Annotated in this window: 17 protein-coding genes; all 17 read left to right on the forward strand. The window is 42.0% G+C overall.

All coding sequences use genetic code 11. The annotated features are described in order from the left end of the window. Positions 1-331: 331 nt before the first annotated feature. Positions 332-1615 carry a hydroxymethylglutaryl-CoA reductase, degradative gene (locus tag A3K91_RS04795; RefSeq protein WP_062844238.1) on the forward strand — a complete coding sequence of 428 codons (1284 nt, stop codon included), beginning with the start codon at positions 332-334 and terminating at the stop codon, positions 1613-1615. Between the two features lie 113 nt (positions 1616-1728). Continuing rightward, positions 1729-2154, forward strand: coding sequence for a hypothetical protein (locus A3K91_RS04800; protein WP_131694887.1), 426 nt, complete (start codon positions 1729-1731; stop codon positions 2152-2154). Between the two features lie 93 nt (positions 2155-2247). Continuing rightward, positions 2248-3621, forward strand: coding sequence for a tripartite tricarboxylate transporter permease (locus tag A3K91_RS04805; RefSeq protein WP_062844240.1), 1374 nt, complete (start codon positions 2248-2250; stop codon positions 3619-3621). Positions 3622-3816: 195 nt separating this feature from the next. Beyond that, positions 3817-5106, forward strand: coding sequence for a CitMHS family transporter (locus tag A3K91_RS04810; RefSeq protein WP_062845865.1), 1290 nt, complete (start codon positions 3817-3819; stop codon positions 5104-5106). A 35-nt stretch (positions 5107-5141) separates the two neighbouring features. After that, positions 5142-6482, forward strand: a complete 1341-nt coding sequence (locus tag A3K91_RS04815; RefSeq protein ID WP_062844241.1) for an acyclic terpene utilization AtuA family protein — start codon at positions 5142-5144, stop codon at positions 6480-6482. 3 nt (positions 6483-6485) lie between these two features. Next, entirely contained in the window at positions 6486-6785 is a 300-nt protein-coding gene (locus A3K91_RS04820) for an AtuA-related protein (protein ID WP_062844242.1), read from the forward strand. 257 nt (positions 6786-7042) lie between these two features. Continuing rightward, a complete protein-coding gene (locus A3K91_RS04825; RefSeq protein WP_062844243.1) occupies positions 7043-8362 on the forward strand; it encodes a short-chain fatty acid transporter in 1320 nt (439 codons plus the stop codon). 387 nt (positions 8363-8749) lie between these two features. After that, a complete protein-coding gene (locus tag A3K91_RS04830) occupies positions 8750-9547 on the forward strand; it encodes a tetratricopeptide repeat protein (protein WP_062844244.1) in 798 nt (265 codons plus the stop codon). A gap of 273 nt (positions 9548-9820) precedes the next feature. Next, complete coding sequence (locus A3K91_RS04835) at positions 9821-11182, forward strand: tyrosine-type recombinase/integrase (RefSeq protein WP_084387262.1); 1362 nt, start codon at positions 9821-9823, stop codon at positions 11180-11182. Between the two features lie 650 nt (positions 11183-11832). Continuing rightward, positions 11833-12063: a helix-turn-helix transcriptional regulator gene (locus tag A3K91_RS04840; RefSeq protein ID WP_062844246.1), complete on the forward strand. Its 231-nt coding sequence runs from the start codon at positions 11833-11835 to the stop codon at positions 12061-12063. Between the two features lie 2 nt (positions 12064-12065). Then, positions 12066-12425, forward strand: a complete 360-nt coding sequence (locus A3K91_RS14150; protein WP_062844247.1) for a CHC2 zinc finger domain-containing protein — start codon at positions 12066-12068, stop codon at positions 12423-12425. Further along, a complete protein-coding gene (locus A3K91_RS04850) occupies positions 12412-14607 on the forward strand; it encodes a DUF3631 domain-containing protein (protein WP_084387263.1) in 2196 nt (731 codons plus the stop codon). Before A3K91_RS14150 ends, A3K91_RS04850 begins: the two co-directional genes overlap by 14 nt. Then, the gene (locus A3K91_RS04855) at positions 14604-15185 is read left to right on the forward strand and encodes a TubC N-terminal docking domain-related protein (protein ID WP_062844249.1); all 582 of its coding nucleotides are present in this window, start codon (positions 14604-14606) and stop codon (positions 15183-15185) included. Before A3K91_RS04850 ends, A3K91_RS04855 begins: the two co-directional genes overlap by 4 nt. A 162-nt stretch (positions 15186-15347) precedes the next feature. Beyond that, the gene (locus A3K91_RS04860; RefSeq protein WP_062844250.1) at positions 15348-15647 is read left to right on the forward strand and encodes a helix-turn-helix domain-containing protein; all 300 of its coding nucleotides are present in this window, start codon (positions 15348-15350) and stop codon (positions 15645-15647) included. Positions 15648-15851: 204 nt separating this feature from the next. Beyond that, the gene (locus A3K91_RS04865) at positions 15852-18629 is read left to right on the forward strand and encodes a DNA methyltransferase (protein WP_062844251.1); all 2778 of its coding nucleotides are present in this window, start codon (positions 15852-15854) and stop codon (positions 18627-18629) included. A gap of 62 nt (positions 18630-18691) precedes the next feature. Next, positions 18692-20893 (forward strand): DEAD/DEAH box helicase, encoded by a 2202-nt coding sequence (locus A3K91_RS04870; protein WP_208855359.1) that lies wholly within the window; start codon positions 18692-18694, stop codon positions 20891-20893. After that, positions 20847-22232 (forward strand): GIY-YIG nuclease family protein, encoded by a 1386-nt coding sequence (locus tag A3K91_RS04875; protein ID WP_084387264.1) that lies wholly within the window; start codon positions 20847-20849, stop codon positions 22230-22232. The genes A3K91_RS04870 and A3K91_RS04875 overlap by 47 nt, the downstream gene beginning before the upstream one ends. The last annotated feature ends 224 nt before the right edge of the window (positions 22233-22456 follow it).

Below are 22456 nucleotides of genomic sequence, written 5' to 3' on the forward strand. Positions count from 1 at the left end.
TTCTATAACTGCTTTAAAGCCGTTGTCCAAAAAGGAACCGCTGGGTGTCACCCATTGTTCACGCTCAGTATGATTTCACTACCTATCTATTTACTTATCTTACTTACCCAATGGTCTCTTCTTGTATTCAATCGACTGTGTTCGCCACAATAACGTCTTTCTATAAGGATGGGTACAGTTTTGAGGGTAAAAGCCTTTCTGTACCCTTGGAAGAACATTGCGCACATGGTATTTCTATAATAACGGACTTAAGTAGTACTGCTACGAGCAGTCTTAGGGTTTTGCTATATCAAACCCTTTTTAAAGGAATCACTTTACAGGATGTATACCCATGCAAGAATCAACCTCTTCTTCGCGCATTTCTAGTTTTTACAAACTTGAGCACCAGCAACGTTTAGAAAAAATTGCTGAATTTTTAGGTGAAAGCGATTTCAGTCAAGATCACTTTTTGAACACAGGTAATACGGAGTTTCAGACCGTTGATAATATGATTGAGAATGCCATTGGTACGATGAATATCCCCATTGGTGTTGCTACTAATATGATAATTGATGGTAAAGACAGACTGATTCCTATGGCGACAGAGGAGTCGTCCGTAGTGGCTGCTGTTTGTAATGCAGCCAGACAATGCCGGGCTACTGGTGGTTTTTATACCCATACTTCTGAACACATTATGATCGGCCAGATTCAATTGATTGATGTCATCAATCCCATGATTACCAAACAAGTTATCCTTGAAAATGAGCACGATATTAAAGCTATCTGTAACGATGTAGATCCATTATTAGTGAAGTTAGGCGGCGGGTTCAAAGGGTTAGAAGTGAGAGTGTTGGATGATGGTCATGAATACAACATTATCGTACATATTCTTGTAGATACCTGCGATGCCATGGGTGCAAATGCAGTCAACTCTATGGTTGAAGCATTATCGCCAGCCTTGGAGGGCTGGACATCTGCCAAAGCAAATATGAGGATTTTGTCAAACCTTGCAGACAAACGCCTGTCGATGGCTCGTGCCACGTGGCCTACGGATGAGATAGGGGGAGAAGCCGTTAGAGATGCGATGTTATCAGCATTCCGATTTGCAGATACTGATCCTTATCGGGCAACGACCCATAATAAAGGCATTATGAATGGAATATCCGCTGTGATTCTGGCAACAGGGAATGATACACGAGCGATAGAAGCGGGTGCACATGCCTACGCTTGTAAGACAGGTCAATACCGTAGTTTATCCAGTTGGGGTATTGATAAAGACGGCAATTTATGCGGCAGCTTAGAATTGCCAATGGCAGTCGGTCTGATTGGTGGTGCAACCAAAGTGCACCCAACGGCGCAGCAAAACTTAGAGATTTTGAACATTGATTCTGCAGATGAGCTGGCTAGGATTACGTGTGCGGTTGGATTGGCACAAAACTTTGCGGCAATGAAGGCCTTGGTGACCACAGGTATTCAAAAAGGCCATATGTCACTGCATGCAAAAAACATCGCGGTGATGGCAGGTGCCAAAGCCCATGAGGTTGACAAAGTAACTGAGCTATTAGTTCAGAGCGGCAAAGTGCGTATCGATGTGGCCGAGGAGATCTTAGCAACCTTGCGTCACAAGAGCGGGTAACCAGTGCACATCGATAAGAAATAAAAGTTTAGTTAGCACCAAGGTCGATGCTTCAATACTGATTTTTAGATGGTCATTCTATACGGACTATGATGACAAGGATGAATATGACTATGGACAGTTCAAACAATAATTTGGTAGAGGTCTGGGGGGATACGGTTAATTTTAAGTCGATGCTATTCGCTATCGTGATAGGTAGCGTCGTGAGTACAGGGACTTTTTTATTGGCTAAGTTTTTTCTGTCTTCTTCCTCTGGAGACACGACCCTGCTTAATGGTTATGCAATGCTCATTGGCTTAGGAGGTTGTCTGCTCTCAGGCTTTATTTGCTCCATTATGTTTAAACCAGCAAGGACAGTGATATCCAGTCAAGAAGACAATAGCGATAATGTCAAAGCATTCATTGTCGACTTAATTAAAGACGATCCCAATTACACCAGCGTCAATGATTTACCTTCTGAAGTAAAAGAAGAGCTGAATTTGTTGCAATTAATGACCGTGTTTCAAGAAGCAGAAGAGATAGCAAAGAAAAAACAATAACAAATGGACGGTTTTTCTAAGCATTTATATAAGAGCCATTAGCCGATATACGACAGCCAGTGGCTAAGAATACAGACTTCAAGGAAGAAGGCGATGTTACATGAGATTTTGATTCAGTTTTGGCCAGCGCTGATGTATGGCGTTATTGGCGCTATTATTTTTTCACTAATTGGTATGGTATCAGGAACAGATGAGACCGCGACCATGGTGCCGCTTACCTTGATGGTGATTATCATTGGGGCGCCGCCAGCAGCCGTGTTTACATTTTGGATGGCAGGTGCGGTGTCCAAACACATGACGCATGCCATACCGACAGCGCTGCTGGGGATTCCTGGTGATACGATGGCGACGCCAATGCTTGAGGAGGCAGATCTTTTACGGAAGTTGGGCATACCGCATATTGCCCTCAAAAAGATGATCTCAAGCTCAATTATATCGGCTTTTATTGCGGTGGTTGCCGCTGTTGGGTTTGCCTTAATTTTAGCGCCATTTGGCGACATTATTACTAAGTTTGCGCCATGGATCTTTTTAATAGCGGCCATATCCATTGCTTATTTTTCAAAAGGTAAGTGGGCATCGGTACTGCTACTCATTCCCTTTGTGACGTTCATCTTGGCGCTGAAAGCCTTTACAGCACAATATGATACCAGTCTGGGCGTGACTTACTTTTTAGCCATTGCTATCGGCCCCCTAATAGCAGATTTGTTTACTGTTATGAGTCCTGCTGGTAGAAAGTTGCAATCTCGAGCAAAAAATAACGAGGTTCAAGTCGCGCCAGATTTGAAGCTTTGGCAGGGTTATTTTCCCAATCCATTTAAAATTTTGAACAAGACACAGATTAAATTTACGGTGATAACCTCCCTAATATCGAGTGCCACTTTTGTATTTAGCCCAGTGGCAATGACCGTGATATTGGGTGAGTTTGTGGGTTCGCGTATCAAAAATACGTATCACAGGCTAACGACGGTCTTGTCTTCTAAGAATGGCGTGACTGAATCGACCTATATTGCAGAAGCCTTGATCCCATTAATTGCTTTTGGTCTGCCGCTCAGTCCGGTCGCTGCTGGTCCTGCCGCGCCTTTATTCAATGCGCCCCCTGTTTTTAATGTGGAGACAGCTGAAGTAGCAGGTAATAACTTGCATCACTTACTCAGTCCGATGGATTTTCTTTTTTACGGTGTCCTATCGGTCATACTGGCCGCTATCATCGCGTATCCTTTTTCAATGAACTACGCCAGAAACGCCGCTTTATTTGTAGTAAAAAAAATCAGCCACGAAGCGATTATCGCCACTTTTATCGGTCTGATTTTGGTCATTAGTATATGGGAAGGGGGGTTGGTTGGTGTGTTTACCGTTCTAGGATTGGGTTTACTGGGTGGTCTTTTATCAAAACACTTCTCATTTAATACAGGCTGTCAGTTCATGGGTTATTACGTGGCTGTGTTGTCAATCCCTGCGATTATGTGATGTTTAATCTTGATGAGTAACATTTCTAATAGAGCGCTGAGTAGGGTTCGGCGCTCCCATGCGTTCTTAAACAAAGAATAGCGACAATGATGGTAAGACATGACTAAAAGATTTGGTATGAATTCTACTGAGCATGAATAAAGGTGCTAAGGTGAATGAATCAGGAAGAAAGTAATTTTAACAGGGAGAGTGAATTTGTTGGCTTTATTAGGATTTTTGACGATTGCTGTGTTTTTGGTTCTTATATTGACTAAAAAGGTATCCGTGATTGTTTCGCTGATTTTAGTACCGATTGTTTTTGCGTTAATAGGTGGTTTTGGCAGCGAGTTAGGCACTTTTATGTTGGACGGTATTGTGAGTGTGGCGCCAACGGGCATCATGTTAGGGTTTGCTATTTTTTTTTTTGGTGTGATGAACAATGCCGGACTATTTGATCCATTAATTACAAGAATCTTGAAACTGGTCAAAGGCGACCCAGTGAAAATCACCATAGGAACGGTTGTCATTGCGATGATTGCCCATTTGGACGGTTCTGGTGCATCTACTTTTTTGATTACCATTCCTGCATTATTACCGCTATATAATAAATTAGGTATGAGCCGAATTGTACTGGCAGGCATGGTAGCGCTTGGCGCAGGCACCATGAATCTAACGCCTTGGGGCGGGCCAACCGCACGAGCGGCGGCGGCACTAGAGGTTAGCACCGCCCAACTATTTAATCCTATCATTCCCGCGTTTATAGCGGGTATCGTTTGGATCATCTTTGTGGCATATCTGGTCGGAAAAAAAGAGCGTAAACGTTTGGGTGTTCAGGAGATGGAGCATAGCTTGCAGGATGAGCTCACTGAAGAAGAACGTAGTATGCGTCGCCCTAAGCTGTTTTGGTTCAATTTGGTGTTAACCGTTTTAACCATTGTGGCATTAGTTCAAGTGTGGCTACCGTTACCAATTGTCTTTATGGTGGCGTTTGCCGTTGCTGTCCTTATCAATTATCCCAAACCGAATGATCAAATGGATCAGATACGCGCGCAGTCGGTTGGCATGATTACGGTTGTTTCGATCATTTTTGCTGCTGGTATTTTTACAGGGATTCTATCGGGTACAGGCATGATTACGGCGATGGCGACGTCCTTGGTCAATATCATCCCTAATCAAGTAGGCGGTTTTATGGGTGTGATTGTCGCTACCATCAGTATGCCATTGAGTCTGATATTCACGCCAGACGCTTATTATTTTGGTGTCATGCCGATTCTGGCAGAGACGGCTGGTGCTTATGGCTTGGATCCTGTTCAAATTGGTCAGGCATCTATGCTTGGACAAATGACCACAGGGTTTCCCTTAAGTCCTCTTACGGCTTCGACATTTTTATTGATTGGATTGGCAGGAGTAGAGCTTGCTGATCATCAAAAATTTGTATTCAAATGGGCGTTTGGTACGACCATCGTTATGACCATCGTGGCAGTCATCACTGGTGTCATCATATAAATAGAATATATAAATAGAAAAAAAGGAAACACATCATGAAATCTATCAAAATTGGGTCGGGTGCAGGGTATTCTGATGACCGATTGGAACCCGCTCTTGATATCATTCGAGATGGCGACGTTGATTATATTGTGTTTGAATGCCTTGCAGAGCGTACGATTGCCATTGCACAGCAGCGAAAAATGAAAGATTCAAAGCAAGGTTATGACAGTCTGCTTGAGTATCGAATGGCGCAAGTCTTACCGCTTTGTGTAGAAAACAACGTCAAAATAGTCACCAATATGGGCGCGGCCAATCCAAAAGCGGCTGCCGAAATGGTGAAGCAAATCGCTGAAAAACAAGGTTTGCAACATTTAAAAATAGCAGCAGTTACTGGTGACGATGTATTCTCAGAAATTGAGCGTTATCAGAATGAAACACTGCTAGAAAATGGCAAGCAAATTAAAGAGCTTGGCTCGTCAATCGTTTCGGCAAATGCGTATATTGGCGCGGCAGGTATCGTGCAAGCGCTTAAGGCAGGCGCCGATATAGTCATCACAGGCCGAGCTGCTGATCCTTCATTATTTCTTGGCCCCATGATGTACGAATTTGGCTGGTCCTTTGAAAATGCTGAATTATTAGGTAAAGTCACCATAGGCGGGCACTTAATGGAGTGCGGCGCTCAAATCACGGGTGGGTATTTTGCCGATCCTGGCTACAAAGAGGTGCCAGAGCTGTGGAACGTAGGTTTTCCAATCATGGAAGTGACTGAAAACGGAGAATACCACATAACTAAATTGGCGAACGCTGGCGGTTTGGTATCGTTAGCCACCGTAAAAGAGCAATTGCTTTATGAGATTCATGACCCCGCTAACTATTTGACGCCAGATGTCATTGCTGATTTTTCTAGTGTTCAAGTTGAAGAAGTAGCAAAAGATGTCGTTAAGGTATTTGGTGGCTCGGGCAAACCAAAGACGGGCTTGCTAAAAACGAGTATCGGATACAAAGATGGTTATATTGCCGAGGCAGAAATCAGCTACGGCGGTGCCGGTTCAGTTGAAAGAGCCAAGCTGGCTAAAACCATTATGGAAAAAAGACTGGCGGCTCAAGATATTGAACCTATTGAAATGCGCTATGATTTTATTGGACTCAACTCTTTGTATGCCAATGAGGTTTTTGACACTCAAGAAGTATCTGAAACGCGGCTTCGTATTGCTGCAAGAACCGAGGATGAGGCAGTCGCTAATGCTATTGTACGAGAAGCAATGTCACTCTACACCAATGGGCCAGCAGGCGGCGGTGGTATTCGCTCAAATATCAAAGAGATAGTATCTATAGGCTCAATACTCATTCCCGAACCAGACACTGATATCAACGTTTCATATTGGGAGGTATGATAAATGAAATTACGTGAAATAGCCCATTCCCGAACAGGTGATAAAGGCAATATATCCAATATCTCTCTTATCGCTTTCAAAGAAGAAGATTACGAGCTTCTCAAAGACAAGGTCACTGAAGACATTGTCAAAGAATGGTTTAAAGACATTGTGCAAGGGGAGGTTGTTCGTTATGAGCTGCCGACTCTCAATGCATTCAACTTTGTGATGTATGGCGCGTTGGGTGGCGGGGTGACCAAGTCGTTAGCGCAAGATATGCATGGTAAAAGCCTAAGCTCTAAATTATTGGATTTAGAGATATAAATGAGTCAGTAATTTGTCGTAGGTCTGGCGGCTATATAGCATTTTTCAAAGCCAAGTATCCAAAAGAGTGCCTTTATATCAAGGTGCTCTTTTTTATTGAAAGTTTGTGAATGAGTATGAAAGTAAAAATGCAAAACATCAAAAAATGTCATATTAACGAGACAGCTTGTGGTTAAATGAACAAGAATAAAAAGAAAGAGTAAGGTAGCATCAGGGTTATAAATCAAGTCTACATTTGGCTAAAAGGGAATTAAAAAATGAAAGGAATTACACGTTTTTCGAATAGTTTAATGGAAAAGTATTTACCAGATCCATTTTTATTCGTCATTATCTTGACGGTTGTCATCTTTATCCTTGGTCTAGGATTGACTGACTCTTCACCCATACAGATGGTCGCATTTTGGGGAGAAGGATTTTGGGCATTACTTGCATTCTCCATGCAGATGGTGCTGGTACTAGTAACTGGCTTTGTACTTGCAAGCAGTCCCATATTTAAAAAGGGACTTGGTAAACTTGCAAGCTTTGCTAATTCGCCAGGCAGTGCCATTATTTCAGTGACCTTAGTGTCACTGGCTGCCAGTTGGATAAACTGGGGATTTGGCTTGGTGATTGGTGCGCTATTTGCCAAAGAGCTGGCGAAGCGCGTTGAAGGCGTTGATTATCGCTTGCTGATTGCCAGTGCTTACTCTGGGTTTATTATTTGGCATGCAGGGTTCTCAGGATCCATCCCTTTATCGATTGCGACAGAGGGTCATCCATTCGCGGACAAGATTGGTATTATTCCAACGAGTGCCACTATCTTTGCCACTTATAACCTAATTATCGTTGTTGCGCTCGTGATTATCGTACCTGTATTAAACCGTCTGATGATGCCAAAGGCAGAAGACACAGTGACCGTCGATCCCAAACTCTTGGTTGATCCCATCGTCGAGGACGTTCCAGCAAAAGCTGATATGACGCCAGCAGAGCGGTTAGAGAATAGCTGGATGTTATCAATGGTTATCGGTCTGATGGGCATTGCTTTTATCGTTTATTACTTTGTGCAGAATGGTTTTGCCTTAACGCTCGATTTGGTGAACTTTATGTTCTTATTCTTTGGGATTATATTCCACGGCACGCCTCGTAAGTATCTGATAGCGGTTCAAGAGGCAGTCAAAGGAGCGGGCGCTATCATCGTACAGTTCCCATTTTATGCTGGTATTATGGGCATGATGACTGCCTCTGGTTTGGCGGCTATTATGTCAGAGGCGTTTGTTAATATCTCGACAGCAGAAACATTACCGCTTTTTGCATTTCTGAGTGCTGGACTTGTCAACTTCTTTGTCCCTTCAGGTGGTGGACAATGGGCGGTACAAGCGCCAATTATGCTAGAAGCGGCAGAGATGCTGGGTAGTGATCCAGCAAAAGTGGCGATGGCAGTAGCGTGGGGTGATGCATGGACCAATATGATCCAGCCGTTCTGGGCATTACCAGCACTTGCCATTGCAGGACTAAAAGCCAAAGACATCATGGGTTTCTGTGTCATTGTTTTGGTTGTCAGTGGCGTTGTGATTGGTTTGGGATTGCTGTTCTTATAAAGACAATTTAAAAGATGCATATATAGCCTTGCCTTTAGGGGTAAGGCTTTTCTACGCTTGAATACCAAAAGGATGACTACTATCCATGGTTTATCGGAAAATGGTAAATGTTAGAAAATAAAGATGGTATATACGGACGTCATATCCTGCTGGTATAAATTTTCTTTGCTGGCTGTTTGGCGGCGTGACAGATGCTTTGCAAAATTCATCCCAGTAGAACTATACTTTTTTAAAGGGGATTGACTATATTTAATAGCATATACGACTGCTTTAATTTGACAGGATTTTTACTGAATACAAGATTTAAAAGGTACCGGTAGACTGGTTACGGGCTTACCTGCACCTGCAGTGTTCAAGCGATAGTATTTTTATTTTTGAGAAAGAGTTATGACTTTACAAACACAGCAACAGACATTCATTTATAAAGTAATGGTAGTGGGATTATCGTGTGGGTTAACCATGTCAGCTACTGCCGATCTTGGGAAGGTGAGCACGTTAGTGAATAACGGCATAGCGACTGCTCAAGCCACTCTTGGCCATATATATCTTACTGGAGAGGGTATTAGTCAAGATGATGTTAAAGCGTTTGAAAGGACTAAAGAAGCCGCTTATAGAGGTCGAGCATTCTCGCAATATGCGCTCGGAGAGATGTACAGCAATGGCACAGGCGTACGTCAGAATGATACTAAGGCCATTGAGTGGTATGAAAAAGCTGCCAAACAGGGCAATGCTAAAATTCAATACAATCTTGGAACGCTTTATCAAAATGGCGACGGTATCCCGCAAGATGTTTATAAAGCAGTTGAATGGTACCAAATGTCAGCTGAGAAAGGTTTTGCACCCGCTCAGTATAATCTGGCTACAATGTATTATGAGGGTCAAGGAGTGAGTCAGGATTACGCAGAGGCAATAAAATGGCTAAGAAAAGCTGCTGCTCAAGGATATGCGAGCGCTCAAAACAATATCGGCGACATGTACGAAACGGGTAAAGGGGTTGAGCTCAATGACACAAAAGCAGCCGAATGGTATCTAAAAGCTGCAAATCAAGAAATAGCTGAAGCGCAAAACAGTCTTGGTTTGATGTACTTCGAAGGTAGAGGTATGAAGCAAGATAAGGCCAAATCGCAAGAGTGGTATAGTAAATCTTGTGACAATGGATATCAGCCTAGTTGTGATGAGTTGTAGCTAATATTAGTAGTATCTACGGTGCTAAATCTAGCACTAACGCCAGATACAACAAAGCCCCTGATATCAGGGGCTTTAGCCATTCTATAAGATAGTATAGAACTATATATTGGTACCAGTGGTCGGAACCATTGATATTTTAGCCAATTGTCCATAACAATCTGTAACAATCTAATATATCTGAATAAATCCTTTATTTCATTGAGATTCAAAGAAATAAGTCTTTGCTGACTGTCTAAATCAGTCCAAATAAATACGTATCAAGCCAGCTTCATGGTGTACACTCCGATGTACACGCTAAGCCTAAAGGTACACGCCAGCATGACCAGTCAATGTATTACCATCAAATCAGATAGAACCATCAAAAGCGTAGTCGCGCCTGCCAAAGGTGAAATGCTATGCAAGGTGGCAGGCAATCCTAAATTATTTTTGAGAGTCAACGCTGCAGATGCCAAGCTTTGGCTATATCGTTATACTCATCCGGTACTAAAATCTAAGCACAAACTGTCATTAGGCAACTATCCGAGCGTCACGTTAGCGCAAGCGACTGCCATACGCTCAGAGTATGAGCAGCTATTAAAACAAGGTATCGACCCCAAAGCGTACCGTGAGCAGCAATTAAAAGACGAACACAAATCACTTGTCAGCACTTTTAGTCGCTTAGCGTGGCTTCACTTTGAACAAATACAAACTAAGCAAAAAGCCACTACTTTAAAACGTAAGCAGGGACGTTATGAGCTGTTATGCTCATATTTAGGCGATTCGCCAATCACTGATATTGAACCGCGGCAAATGCTCGAAGTTCTAAAAGACATTCAAGCAAACTCACTTAAGGACGATGGAACCCCAACTGACAAAGCGGACAGGTGCGCTGTGATCGCAAGCGACATATTTCACTATGCTATCGTCAATGGTTATTGTACAAGCGATCCAGCAAGGCTAGTCAAATCCCACTTAGACGGCTATCGTTACGGCAATCGACCATCTATTAGTACACCTGATGAGTTTGGACAGCTGATGCGTGATATTGAGACGATGAAAAACGAGGTACACCCCAACACTTTTCACTCTCTGAAATTATTGTCAATGCTATTTATCCGTAACGGTGACTTGCGGAGTTTGAAGTGGCAGGATGTGGATTTTTCTGAAAACCATATCTGTCTAACACCCATGAAAGGGCAAGGGGCAAGCGCGCTGCGCATGGTCAAAGAAATGGTAGTGCCACTCTCACGCCAAGCGGTGCAGATACTCAAAGAGCAGCACAAAACCACAGGACATACCGATTATGTCTTTTATAGCGATACAGCCACCAAGAACCAAATCATTAGCGAGAATGCAGCCAATGACGCGTTAAAGACGTTAGGGTATCAAGGCAAGCATTGTGCCCACGGTTTTAGAGCGTCTGCTAGAACAATGCTCAGGCATAAACTCAAATATGAATTAGATATAATAGAGATGGCGCTAGGACACGTCACCAAAGACCCAAACGGTACAGCATACGATAGATGGGAGTTTTTAGAGGAGAGGGCGGATATGATGCAGCATTGGGCGGACTATATAGATGGCTTGAGTACTGGTGAGACTGATAATGTGATAAAAATGCCTAGAAAACCACGTAATCAATCTATAAGTTAAAATAAACTGAATTTTTACAAAAAAATCCTTATTGTCTTATTTGCCCAAAACCCTTGTCATAGAAGGATTTGCCAAAAAACAGACCTTTTACAGCGTTTAGACAACATACTATCTCGATAAAATCAATGTAGTACTTTTAAGGTTTTCGCGCTAAATTAGTCTAACTTAGTACAGGATAGAACGTATTTTTTAAGAAGTCATACTCAATCTGAGTATCAATAGATAATAGTGTGAGCAGATAAGCCGCTAACAGTCGCCAAACTTATCAAGCGACTTATCCGCCCACCTATTTTATGAGAGCCAATAAAGAAGGAGTAAAAGCATGAGATAACCAACCACCAAAAAGAGAGGGATAGTTACATCTAGGCTTTGTCTTTAGTAGGCTTAGGTATCTATTATTTATTTATAATAAATACCCACCTATAATGCCAATAACCCTAGTTATTAGCAAACTAATAATTACCTATCAGGTATGATTTATCCCTCTCTTAATGACGTAATCACACGTCAAATATAGCGTACAGCCGCTTACAAAAATTATAAGTTTACTTATATTCCGCCTTTAATGTTCTAAGGCGGAATAGGTTTTTTATTACCTTTTTTTGGCTTATCGCTTATTTGACTCAAAAATCTAATAAGAGAGACCTATCATGTCATATCAAAATTCAGTACCTAGTCACGCCTTACCGCTGCAAGGCTTATCACGCGCTAAAGATATTTTACCGCTATTACCATTCGGACGCGCCAGCCTATGGAAATTCTCAAAGTCTGGTCAGTTCCCTGCGCCTGTCCGTGTCACTGGCGGTATCACTGCATGGCGAAATGCCGATGTTATCGCGTGGCTTGATGCTCAAAGCGCTACCAATGATGCGGAGGTGTAGCTATGACTGACTTTATCCGCAATCATTTAAAGCTTAAGCAGCAAGCAGCTACCACCAAGCGATCAACTCACAAAGCAAAACGCGGCACGGTAAATAAGTCGCGTCTGCCAAATCCAAGCGACTTTTATCGTCAGTTTGATATCACTGTTAAAGGTGGCTCAGGCTGGCAGATGGTCAAATGCCCTTTTCATGATGACACCCACGCGTCAATGGGCGTAAACCGTGAGCATGGCGGCTATAGATGCCACGCATGCGGCGCGTGTGGTGACTGTATTGGTTTTTATATGCAATGGTACAGCGTCAGCTTTATAGACGCGTGTCAGTCATTACAGCTGATTGAGGGGTGTAATGATGACAGATAATATAAAGATTATTGAAGCGGCTAAAACGTATGCAGCACAAGTTACCCAATCTCAAAAAGCTAAGGGATTTACTGCTACTCACTTGCATATTTACACTGATAAGGAGGGCAGTTTTTTATACGCCAAGCTGAGATTAAAAAACATTGATACTGGTGATAAATACATACGTTCTATCAGTCAAGATAACGCTGGCAAGTGGCAGATGAAAGAGCCTGATTTTAATATCGTCTATCCTGAGGGCGGCGGTAAAAAACCCATCTATAAAAGACATGACTTGCAAGCTGGTACTGATGCGGTTGTCTATATTTTTGAGGGAGAGCAAAAGGCAGACTTAGCAAGCAAGCTGGGATTTATAGCTACGACCTCAGGCGGTAGCACTCAGATAGACAAGTATCATTGGCAGCCGCTAGCAGGGCACACAGCTTATTTGTGGGCAGACAATGACAGTGCTGGTGCTGGCTGGCTTGAGCAGCTATATAACACGCTTAAAGCGCTCAGTTGTGATGTCCGTGTGATAGATAGTGATAAGCTGGGACTGCCTGAAAAAGGCGATATTGTGGACTGGGTAGCAATGCAGCGACAAGTTAAGCCTGACATAATAAATGAGGAATTAGCCGAAGCAATAAAAAAGCTGCCCATCCTAGCAGATGAGCAGCTCGTATTTCTAAGTGATAACATAGCCGAGCCATCGAGTTTGATTTTACCACAGGATGGTGAGCAAGTAACGCCTGAGCTGGCACAAATTATCATTGAGCAACTGGCAGCGTTGCCTGAGCTTGAGTATCAACTAAAGCGTAGTATCTCCGCCAAAGCATTGAATAATATGTCAGTTGGCACACTTGATAAGTTAGTCAAACAGGTTAGATGTGAGCTTGAAGCTGAAACAACTAAAAGCCTTGTGATTGATACTGAGCCATACCAAACCCCCGTAAATGGGGCAATGGTGGCTGATGAGATATATAAGCTAGTAACGCGTCATATCGCTTGTACGGATGCGGTGGCGATTGCTTCAACCTTATGGATTATCTTCACATGGGTAATTGAAGCCAGTCATATCGCACCGATTGCATGGATTAACGCGCCTGAAAAAAGATGCGGAAAATCCCAACTACTAACGCTAATAGCACTAATGAGTAAGCGTTCCCTCCCATCGTCTAATATCACAGCGGCGGCGTTATTTCGCTGTATCGAGAAGTACAAACCTACGCTAATCATCGATGAGGTTGATACTTTTGTGAATGATAATGAGGATTTACGCGGCGTATTGAATGCAGGTCATAGCCGTGACAATCCTTATATTATCCGCTGTGCTGGTGACGATAACGAGCCGAAAGAGTTTTATGTTTATGGTGCAAAAGCGTTATCTGGTATCGGCAAAATACCTAGTACATTGATGGATAGGTCAATTAGTTTGACGCTACGCCGTAAACTTAGTAATGAGCATAGAGACCGTGTACGCGACTTATCGCGTGATACTACCAACACTATCAAGGCAAAGCTTGCTAGGTGGAGTGATGACAACTTGCAAGTAGTTAAGGATGCCACACCACTATTACCAAAGGCTATAAATGACCGTATGCAAGATAACTGGGAGATACTGCTAAAGGTCGCCGCCATATTGGGTGATGAGTGGTTACAACATGCTAATAGCGCTTGTATTGAAATATCAGGTATTGAGCATGACGAGCCAAGTTTGAATGAGCAACTGCTTATAGATATTAAAGTCATCTTTGAACTAAAAAAGGTTACACGTATTTTTAGTGACGATTTGATTACTGCTTTATGTGCTGACCCTGAAATGAATTGGTCAACTTATAACAGAGGTAAACCAATAACACAAAAGCAAGTTTCTAATCGTTTAGGTGAATACAATATTTCACCAAAGCAGATGCGCACCGCAAATGGCAATAGAAGGGGTTACGATATTGCCTATTTCCAAGATACTTTTAAGCGTTACTTGTCAGCTATCTCCTCTCAATCCGTTACAGCATTACAAGTCAATGATAGCAAGGGATACAGCGAAAAAGTAAGTGTTACAACGCAAAGTAATGTAACACTTAAAAAACCGTTACAAGCGTTGGTGGGCAAGGCTTGTAACGGTGTAACGCATAGAGACCCCCAACATGGTGCCGCTAACGAGAATAGCAGTCAATCAGCCAATAAAGTGCGAGGTGTGATATGAATGCCGTTACTATTATTGAGCAGCTAGAAGGGCAAGGTGTCACGTTATGGGCAGACGATGAAGGTTTGCATTATGAGGGCGATATCAATGTTATCACTCCGTCTGTCATCAATGCACTAAAAGCGAATAAAACTGAGATTATCGAGGTCTTAACACAGTCCGCCGCCAATGATGAGCCATTACCGACTCGCTGGCTTGTGGCGTTATCTATCATTGATGATATGGTTAAGCAAAAGCGCGAGCAGATGCTATATACCAAAGCACCTGTAAAAATACAGCGGCGTGACTGGCGTAAGCGTTATCAGATAGCGTTATCACTTAATGACTGGGAGACTGAGCGCTTAGAGCAAGATTTAAGAGCTAGCAAATGGGTGTATTTTAATAATATGTTTGAGAGTGTAGAACGAACTACACCTGATTTTGAGATAGCAGCTGATGAATTTATTGAGTGGGCAGAAACTAAAGGTATTGGGAAGCAGTTTTTTTGGGTTCCAACTGGCATTGTTAATCATGGCAGAATGAGAGAGTTACCATCTAATACTGTGATCGGATTATATGAATATATGATGAACTACTAAGGTATTAACATTATTGTTTATGGTTAAAGGTAGGCGTTCACCGTCTGCCTTTTTTTGTGGCTTGCACTTATAAGTGAGAAATCACAGCCAACGACTAAAACCCGACAAAATATAACTGTATTGTTGTATTATGAGGGGATATAAAAAATAGAGATCTGATCCATGACTGACTTTACACCACTAGGTAATTATATGGCATCCTTGCCAGCCGATAGACAGCAAGTTATTAATGACAAATCTAAACTACTAAGTCAATCTATCGAGCTTGCCAAACTACGCAAGATCAAGCAGCTGAAACAGACTGAGCTTGCAGCCATGATGAATGTATCGCAAGCGAATATTTCAAAGGTTGAGAGCGGTAAGGATATTCAGCTATCGACCTTACAAAACTATGTCAGAGCGTTAGGCGGTGAGGTGAGTATTATCGCTAAGATGCCTGATCATACAGTCACCTTGATATAGCAGCCTCAGTCTGTAGGCGAACCCTCAGGACTTTTATAACTTGTTTTAAATCTTATAATCTAATACCTGAGGTGATGGTAACCAATGAGTCAAGCCAAGTAACGGACTGCGGTAACCCTGACCCAATATTATAAATCCTGTTTAAATAAGTTAAATAAAATCTACCATAACCCATTAACCAATAATAAATAATTAGAGATTAAAATGGCATTTAACCAAACCCAGTTTTTTGAAGATCTAGAAAAATTAACTACTAAAGTCATTGATAAAAATAAAAAAGAAGACTTTATCTTTGATTTCCTAACACTGCTAGATGTCTCAAAATCTACTATCACATCACTCAAAAAAAATGACGGTCGTTTTAACGTAGCAGCCAATCCTGAAGCTGGCGAGGTTGCCAATAAGCAGCGCATTTACTTTAAGCCTATCGATGCAGGCCAAGACCTTGCTAAAGCGCTAAGTGAGGTGGTAAGCAGCACAATCATCAATCAGCACAAAATCCGCATGGTAATGGTGACAGACTTCAACACCGTACTGATTAACGATACTAAGTATGATGAGACGCTTGACTGCGACTTTGCTGATCTTTATAAAAACTATCACTTCCTATTGCCACTTGCCGGCCTAGAGCGTGCTCGCGAGTACTCAGAGCATCCGGCTGATGTGCAAGCGTCAGAGAAGATGGGGCGCTTGTTTGACCATATCCGTAAGCTCAATGAGTTTAATACTGCTGATGACTTACATGCTCTCAATATATTTTTGACGCGACTACTGTTCTGCTTTTATGCCGAAGACACTGGTATTTTTGAGACTAACCAGTTCTATGACGTTATTGATAGAACCACCAATATAGATGGCAGTGACGTCGATAGCGTCTTATATGAGCTGTTTGAAGTTCTCGACTTACCTGAGTCTAGCCCAAAGCGCGATGCTAAGCCCACTCACTTAAGCGCATTCCCCTATGTGAACGGCAGCTTGTTCGCATATCAGTTTGCCATTCCTGAGTTTGATGCGCGTACCCGTCGTATCTTGCTAGAGTGTGCCCGTTTGAGCTGGGCCGAGATTAACCCAGATATTTTCGGCTCCATGTTTCAAGCAGTGATCGATCCTGAGCAGCGTGGCAGCTTAGGACAGCATTACACTAGTGTTAGTAATATCATGAAAGTCATACAGCCGCTATTCTTAGATGAGCTGCGTGCAGAGCTGGACATAGTTATAGCGCTGAGTAATGACAATCGCCATAAGAATAATAAAGCTGAGCGCTTAGATGCCTTACTTAAGCGTATCAGCCAAATCAAGGTATTTGACCCAGCTTGCGGGTCAGGCAACTTCTTAATTATTGCTTATAAAGAGTTACGCAAACTAGAAATTGATGTATTAAAAGCACAACGCGACTTACTAGGCTCTAATGACAACTTATTGGGTCTAGGTTTTGATAGTGTGGTCAGCTTAGATAATTTATACGGTATCGAGTATGACGACTTTGCCAGTCAAATAGCGCGTTTGTCACTTTGGCTCGCTGAACACCAAATGAATGTGCTATTCGAGCAAGAGTTTGGTGCCTCTCAGCCTATGCTGCCACTCAAAGATAGTGGGCATATTGTTTATGGTAATAGCTTGCGTATAGATTGGAATGAGGTCTGCCCAAATAATGGCAGTGATGAGATTTATATTATTGGTAATCCACCGTTTGGAGGCACAACCAATAGAACTGATGAACAATCTGAAGATATGAAAATCGTTTTTGGCAAAAAAAAGCTAAAGTACTTGGACTATGTCACTTCTTGGTTTTGGAAAGGCTCACAATATATTACTAACTCTAATGCCAAGCTTGCTTTAGTTGCTACCAACTCAATTACGCAAGGTGAGCAAGTTGGCATGTTATTTCCTGATATTTTTGAATTAGGGATAAACATTGTCTTTGCATATCAGTCTTTCCCGTGGCGTAATAACGCTAAACATAATGCTGGAGTACATGTTGTTATTATTGGGTTATCGGCAATATCGATTAAAGAAAAACACATATATAAATATATAGATAAAATCTGGCATACAGAATTTGTATCTAATATTAGCCCTTACTTAGTCTCAGGTTCAAACTTTGCTGTTCTTGGTAGAAGTAAAGCAATTCATGGTGGCTCACCAATGATTAAAGGTAATATGCCAACTGATGGTGGTAACTTATTAATGACGACTGAAGAAAAAAATGAGTTGATTAATAAAGAGCCAGAAGCGGAACAATGGATAAGAAAGCTTTTAGGTTCTGATGAGTTTTTGAATGGCAAAGAAAGATGGTGTTTATGGTTTCCAGATGAAAAACTAGAGATGCTTGAGCAGCTTCCTTTAATTAAGAGCAGGTTAGATGGGGTAAGACAAAGTAGGTTAAAAAGCCCTGCTAAATCTACTAGAGAATTTTCCAAATACCCACATATATTTAGACAGATTGCACAACAAAAAACAGGAAATTATATTTTAGTCCCAAGAGTATCATCAGAGCGGCGCAAATATGTTCCAATGGATTTTATAAGTTATGAAGTTATTTCAACTGATCGAAATCAATTAATTCCAAATGGTTCAATGTATACATTCGGTATTCTAAACTCAATTCTCCATAACGAATGGATGCGATTGGTAACAGGTCGCTTAGAAAGTCGTTATAACTATTCTATCACTACAGTTTACAATACTTTTATATTCCCTGATGCGACTGATGATCAGAAGAAGAAAATTGAAAACCTTGCGGAAGAAATTCTGCTAGCCCGAGCCAGTAATGCTGGCATGACCCTAGCTGAGCTATATGATCCCGATAAGATGCCAGAAGATTTAAAACAAGCGCATAGCAATCTCGATGATGCGGTGGACAAGCTGTATCGCCCACAAGGTTTTTCTAACACTGAAGAGCGCTTGGCCCATTTGCTGGCACGTTATGAGCAGCTTATCGAGGCAGAGCAGCAGCGCAAAGGTAAAAAGAAAGCTAAGTAGCTTTTATACGATCCGCAGCCTAAAAAATAACGCCACACATCTTGTCTATAGTAGAGTAAACCATGTCTCAGCCCGTTAATATTTTAAACCAGACTTACGCCCGTACTGGTCAAAGCAAGACACATAATTCGATGGGCATGCGTGAAATGCAGGCGCGTGCATTTGAGAAGCGTCATAGCCAGTATTTGCTTATTAAGTCGCCGCCGGCCTCTGGTAAGTCACGTGCCATGATGTTTTTGGCATTGGATAAGCTTATCAACCAAGGTATCAAGAAAGTCATCATTGCCGTACCAGAGATGAGTATTGGAAAGTCTTTTAAGTCAACAGCGCTCAGTGACTATGGTTTCTTTGCAGATTGGCAAGTAGCAGATCGCTATAACTTATGCTTAAATATTGCTCAAAGTGACTCTAGCAAGAGTGCTATATTTTCAGAGTTTCTCACTTCAGACGTAGATGATAATTCCCTACCTCAGGTTTTAGTTTGTACTCATCACAGTTTTAGATATGGCTTTGATAAGATAATCGAGAACGGCGGTAGTATTGAGTTATTCAATGATATTCTTATTGGTATTGATGAGTTTCATCACGTATCAGCAGGTGAATCAAATCGCTTAGGTGCCATACTAGATGGCATTATGACGCGGACTAGCGCACATATTGTGGCAATGACGGGCTCATATTTCCGTGGTGACTCAGTGCCCATCTTGTCAGATAGCGACGAAGAAAAGTTCGATAAGGTAACTTACACCTACTACGAACAGCTTAATGGTTATGAACACTTGAAATCATTGGGACTCGGCTATCACTTTTATAAAAAATCATTTTTCGATGCCTTAGATGAATGCTTAGATACCAGCAAAAAAACTATCATCCACATTCCTAACGTCAACAGCCTCACTGCTGAGACAGACAAATATGAGACCGTTGGCCGTATCATAGATGTCATTGGTGAAGTTGAGTCTCGTGATGATATTACTGGTGTTATGACAATACGCGCACATGACGGTAAGCAATTGCTATTAGCTGACTTGGTGACTGATGACGCTATGCGGGCGAATACTCAGGCTTATTTAGCTGATATTACCTCTCGCGATCAGATGGATATCATTATCGCACTTGGTATGGCAAAAGAAGGCTTTGACTGGGAGTATTGTGAACATGTATTGACCATTGGCTATCGAGGCTCTCTGACTGAGGTGGTGCAGATTATTGGCCGCTCAACACGCGATAGCGCGGGCAAACACCATGCTCAATTTACCAATCTAATTGCTGAGCCAGAAGCTGATAAGTCTGAGGTGACAAGCTCTGTTAATGACTTATTAAAGGCCATTACTTTATCGCTGCTGATGGAACAAGTGCTCAAACCTAACATTAACTTTAAACGTCGTAGTGAGCTGGATATATTAGGTAAGGCAGACTTGCCGGCAGGTACCATTATCATTGACGATACAGTAAACCCTCCCTCTGATCGTGTCATGAAGATACTCAACCAAGACCGTGATGAGATATTGGCGCAGTTAGCCCAAAATACAGAGAACATCAAAAAGTATATCGCCGCTGAAACCAATAACGTAGAAACCGAAGCTGTGTCAGATACCGTCATTCCAAGTATTATTCGTAGTAAGTACCCAGCGCTGGATACCAATGAAGTACGGCAAGTGCAAGAAGGCGTCATGCAGTATATGGCCATCAACCGTCAAGGCGGTGTGGTTGAAGGTAAGGATATTCCTAATGATGCGGTCATCGAAAATGAACGCTGTTTCATTAAGCAAGGTCATGAATATGTAGATATCGCTACTCTAAATGCTGAACGAAAAAGTGAGCTCAATGAAAACGATATTATTAAAGAGCGTCACCTGCCATCTGGCGCAAAAATATATGACCCTAAAACCAAATCAAGCAGTAGCAATGACTCAAATCCTAGCAACGGCTTTGTGAAAGTTGGCAGTAAGTTTGTCAATGTAAACAATCTTCCCATTGACCTTGTGAAATCGGTCAACCCGTTTCATGACGCGTATGAAGTCCTCTCTAGAACCGTCGATAAAGAAGTACTACAAACAATTAATGACGTCGTGCATGCCAGCCGTTCTACCGTCACTGAGGCCGAAGCGGTACTGATGTGGCCAAAGATAGTTGCTTTTATCAAGAGTAAAGGTCGTCAGCCGAATAGAAACTCAGAAGACGCTATCGAGCGGCGCATGACTGAAGTTATCTCCTATGTTAGAAACCAAAAAGCCAAGCGAGAAGCCAATAGTCATGATTAAACTCGATGATATCTATCAAAGTCGTGAGTACAAAACACTAGACGATATTTTTTCTAACGACAGTACGGGGCTATTAGATGATATAAAGCCCATTACTAAAAGCTCAGCGAACAATAGTGTTTTGACCCAGCAGTTTAACGATATAAACAATTTTCTTGATAAGCATGGACGTTTTCCCAGTAGCAGTGCCAGCGATATCAATGAAAAAATACTCGCCCGACTGTTAACCACGATACAGGCTAACAACTCAAGTTCTCAAGAATTGTTTGGCTTAGACAAGCATGGTTTATTGGCCACTCAAAATACTACTTCCACCCTACCTGAACAGCCGATACTTTCAGATATAAACGTGAGCAATGAAGAAGATAATACTGCTAAGAAGCAAGCTCCTATTAAAGAAACTGAGGCTGTAATCGAAGCGGTTAGCGAGCCACCTGTTATTAACAGTTTAGACGATATCTTTAATAGCGATGACCTAGGAATTTTTGACAATATTCACTCTGAAATCTTAGTCAATGACCATCAGAGCAATACACGTGCCAGCTACGATCAATATAATGACGAAGATATAGCCAGCCGGTTCGAATGTAAGGACTTTTATAAATTTGAAGCGACGTTTGAGCGCATATCTAAAGCCATTCAAACGGGTGCTTTTACTAAAACTAACTTTTCATCAGTGAAAGCAATCAACATCGGCAGTGTCTTTGTTTTAAATGGCATGCTTTGCTATGTGGCTAATATTTATAAAGCAGAGGCTAGAAAGAATGTTCGTAGCCAGGAGAGACTACGCTTAATCTTCTCTAATGGTACAGAGTCGAATATGCTCACTTATTCATTGGCTACCGCACAGTATAAATATGAAAACAGCTACCAGCTATTAATCACTGATCCTGACTGGATGGATGATGAACTGGCCAAAAAATTTGGCGATGATCGGCAACTTACTGGAGTCATTTATGTTGCCAAGCTGACTGAAACCCCAAACACCTTGGCGCACTATAAACACCTTCATAAAGTTGGTTTCTCAACCCTTACAGGTGAGGCGCGAACCAAGCACTCAGTTAGGGATACCGCATTCCTGCAGCAACCTGTAGATATTATTGCTGAGTGGCAGGTTTATGATGCCAATGCTCGGAGCGTGGAGGGTGTACTACATGCCTTCTTCTATGATCAAAGAGTCAAAGTATCATTAAAAGCAGCAAACGATAACCTCTACAAGGCGACAGAATGGTTCAATGTTCCGCTTGATGAGATTGAGAAAGCCATTAATCTGGTTATTGCAGGAGATATTAAAAACTATCGGATGGATGGTGCAGCTGGCAAGGTTGTACCGAATTAGAAATTTACTGTAGACACAAAGTACGTTTGATTTTCAACATGCTTTAGTCACAAATTTAATAACTAACCGATGTATGATTTTGCTACAAACAAAGGAGACTGGATATATTTTTCCCCTTTACCTATAACCTATACTCAAAACAATCTATTAGAGTCAAAAGATGAAGACAAGCCAACCCAAACCAAACCTTGATCCCGAAATCGTAACAGACATTGCCAAAGCCA

Origin of the sequence: Psychrobacter alimentarius (assembly GCF_001606025.1) — a bacterium.
GTDB classification, from domain to species: domain Bacteria; phylum Pseudomonadota; class Gammaproteobacteria; order Pseudomonadales; family Moraxellaceae; genus Psychrobacter; species Psychrobacter alimentarius.